The organism is Veillonella dispar (genome assembly GCF_937975875.1).
Taxonomy (GTDB): domain Bacteria; phylum Bacillota; class Negativicutes; order Veillonellales; family Veillonellaceae; genus Veillonella; species Veillonella dispar_B.
In genome coordinates, this window is record NZ_CALJSP010000040.1 from 1 (window position 1) to 3,309 (window position 3,309).

At 40.0% G+C, this 3,309-nt stretch carries 3 protein-coding genes and 1 pseudogene; 1 reads left to right on the forward strand and 3 read right to left on the reverse strand.

Features of this window, described 5'->3' with window-relative positions:
- Window positions 1-312 (reverse strand): adenylosuccinate synthetase (locus Q7P05_RS09585; RefSeq protein ID WP_369680424.1); only part of this gene is annotated, 312 nt, incomplete at its 3' end.
- Between the two features lie 220 nt (window positions 313-532).
- Window positions 533-1,015, reverse strand: a pseudogene (locus Q7P05_RS09590) (phospholipase D-like domain-containing protein); the annotation flags it as partial.
- A gap of 314 nt (window positions 1,016-1,329) precedes the next feature.
- Between Q7P05_RS09590 and Q7P05_RS01930 the strand changes: the two are divergent.
- Window positions 1,330-2,265 (forward strand): DUF3829 domain-containing protein, encoded by a 936-nt coding sequence (locus Q7P05_RS01930; RefSeq protein WP_105084960.1) that lies wholly within the window; start codon window positions 1,330-1,332, stop codon window positions 2,263-2,265.
- 106 nt (window positions 2,266-2,371) lie between these two features.
- Here Q7P05_RS01930 and Q7P05_RS01935 read toward each other — a convergent pair.
- The coding region (locus tag Q7P05_RS01935; RefSeq protein ID WP_303930209.1) for an ABC transporter substrate-binding protein at window positions 2,372-3,309 on the reverse strand (938 nt) is incomplete at its 5' end.

Consider the following 3,309-nt stretch of genomic DNA (forward strand, 5'->3'; position numbering starts at 1 on the left):
AGGAGGAGTATGAGCGTGATTGCTACGGATGAGCATGTTCTGGGCCAGGGCCTCGTGGATAAAGCTGACCACGTCGCCCACATAGGGGCGCAGCTGCTCCCGCAGAGCCAGCAGCTGGTCCATCAGCTGGTCCACATCCAGGGCGGGCTTGTGGTACAGGTGCTCGAACAGCACGTTCTTCAGGGTGACGGCGGCGGTGAGACGCTCCCGCAGCCGGTCCTCGTGGAACAGGTCGCACACTTGGATGCCGATCTTGGCATATTTGTCGGAATAGAAGGGGGCGATGCCGCTTTTGGTGGAGCCGAAGCGCAGAAATTAAAAGGCCCCTTTTAGAGTTATTAGCTCTCAATTCATTGAAATTATTAATAAACTGCTCTTGCATACTATTAGGTTCTAATTGTACTAAATCTACTTTTCTAAACTGTTCAGCAATATTCTTTTGTGAAGTATGATCTGGTCGTACCCATCGAGGCCTATACCAAGGAATAAACTCTTCATAGGGAATGGCAAACTCGGAATTCCAATATAAATCAAACTCTTCCGTAATCTCACGTGCATATGTATCATCGCAATGGGCTTCAGACCGAGTATTCCACTCTCGATTTTTCTTTAATGCGTTAATCGTTAAATTGGAACTGCCGACTATAATCTGGTAAGATTCATCCTTTTTAAAAATGTAGCCCTTTGTGTGAAAACCATGGTTACTCCCCTGAGTCGTACAGTACACCTTTAAATCAATGTTATTTAAACTTCCTAAATCTTCCAAAACTTTTGGACTATTAAAACCAAGATAATCTGTCGTTAACACACGACCATGTACTCCACGCTCTTCTAGTTCTTTAAGAATTGGTTTTAATGTTAGTAGGCCTTCTGGTGTTATAAACGCTACAGATATTAAAAACTCATCACAATTGCGCAAGCCATCTTCAATAGCAGATAGCACATTGCGCCCTTCCCCGTTTGCAATGAGTTCTGAAGACGTAGCAAAATTAAGCAAACGATTCGATTCTGACATAATAGACTCCCCATATAATGAATACTATACTTGCTATTATACCAGCCGCAGCTGCAGCGTCTAGGAAAATATATTTTTATACAAAATAACTTGTTTCTATAAAGCTCTTCTAATGTTATTCATCTATAAATCGCGAATTATAAATATTAATATATGTTCACATCAAATAATTTCATCTATTCCTTATGATTCTCTGCTCTATACGTCTTTTTTGGGACGTAAGTTTATGATATAATGTAACTAATTACTCTAGGGGCATAGTGCGCCCAAACGGATCCAATAAGAGTTAGTGTGTTTTCAAGGAGCGTGCGCAGTTGAAAAAGGGGTACATCAAGTTAATAGCAGCCGTTATACTTGGCATCGCTATTATCGGTGGTGGGATCTATGGGGTGTATACACTCTTGTCATCCAATACAACGACAATTTTATATCGATCAACCGTTGACGACAAGATCAACGCTATCCGACCTTATATCGTCGCATTAGACTCATATAACGCGTACAGTGTAGCCTATGCAAATCAATTACAACCAACTCTCGAAGAGTTACGTAATGGGTCCCATAACACGACGATTACATTACCTAAATACAAAGATCTTAAAACAGCATTAGAGGCTGCAAAGCAAGATAGCCCTACTCCATACGAAGATGTAAACCAATCAACTAACGATGTATTAGCAGTACTAGATCAATTGATTCCTGTTGCGGATCAATTGCAAGCCTACTATGTAGAACGTCGTTTTGAAAAAGATAATTTCAAAGGTAGCGATGAGTTAGCGGCACAGTATGTACCTCTAGCTGAACAATTCTACGCTACATACAACGCTTTAGATTTAGCCTTAGATAATCGTAATAATGAGCTCTATACAGAACGAATGACTGAATATCAAGGTGAAAAACGTGAAAATGCAGTTAACTTCATCGAGTTAAATCTCATGACTGCCCAAACAATCGATCTTATCGATCCAGATGGAAATACAGATACCCAAAAGGTTGAAGCAAACTTGCAACAAATCACGCAACGCATTAACAAATTACAACCTGGTACAACATCAGAAACGCAAAACGCAGTTCGCGAGTATCAAGATTCTGTAAAAGAATTTGTCGCAGAGGCTCGCAACTATATCATCATCAATTCTTCCTACGGCGAAGCATATACACAACTATTTATTAAATATAACAAAATGGTTGGCAAAGCAAATGTCGTGAATATGGCAGAACTTGATGCAACAGAGCAAAAGAAAAAATAACTAACTACAAAAAGAGGACTAGCCGTGGCTAGCCCTCTTTTGCTATGTCGACAACTACGTTAAATTATATTAACAAGTTTCATTACTATAGGTTTATATAATAAAATTATTTCCGTTTTAAGTCTTTCGTAATGATATAGTATTCAGATGGAGATATCTTAATACCATCGATATTCTTATTCCCTACAATATTAATCTTAGGGTATCCAAGGAATAATGCTACAGAGTCATCAAGCATCAATTGTTGTGCATTGATAACTGCATTTCTACGTACCACTGGATCATTGGCGCTTTCACCAAGAGTTAACAATTCATCAAAACGTGGATTAGAGAATCCAGAACCATTCGTTTCAGAACCTGTTCCCCAATATTGTTTCAAGAACCATACTGGTTGTCCTGTATTGGCCGTTACTACACTAGAGATTAACATATCGTAATCGCCGGACTGCGCTAATGTGTCAATCACTGCATAGTCTACAATCTTGATGTGTAAATCTACACCGATTTTCTTATAGTCTGCTTGTAATGCTTCTGCATATAATGGCAATTCAGGTCGAGAGGTATACGCATAGAAATCTAGCACTAGATTTTCGCCATCTTTATCGACAATGCCATCGCCATTCGTATCTACGTAACCTTCTTGTTTCAACAAGGCTTTGGCACGTTCCACATTGTAGCCATTAGGGTCCCGCAATTGATTAAATCCATAATCAATAGATGGTGGCAATGGAGCCTTACCTGCTACAAATGTATCCTTCATGAGATTCTTTGCATAAGACTCGCGGTCTGCTGCAGCAATAAGGGCCGCACGCAAATCAGGATTTTTAAGCTTACCTTTTTGTCCCATACGAACAAATACGTCACGCAAGGAAGCTACTTCATAGATGGTAAAGTTCTTATCATTTTGGAAAATACCGTATTCGCCAGGACCAATACTAACGGCCATATCTACATCGCCCGCTTGTAACGCCATAGCACGAGTATTCGCATCATTAATAGATGGGATTTCAACCTTAGCAAAGCCTGCCTTGCCATCCCAGTAAT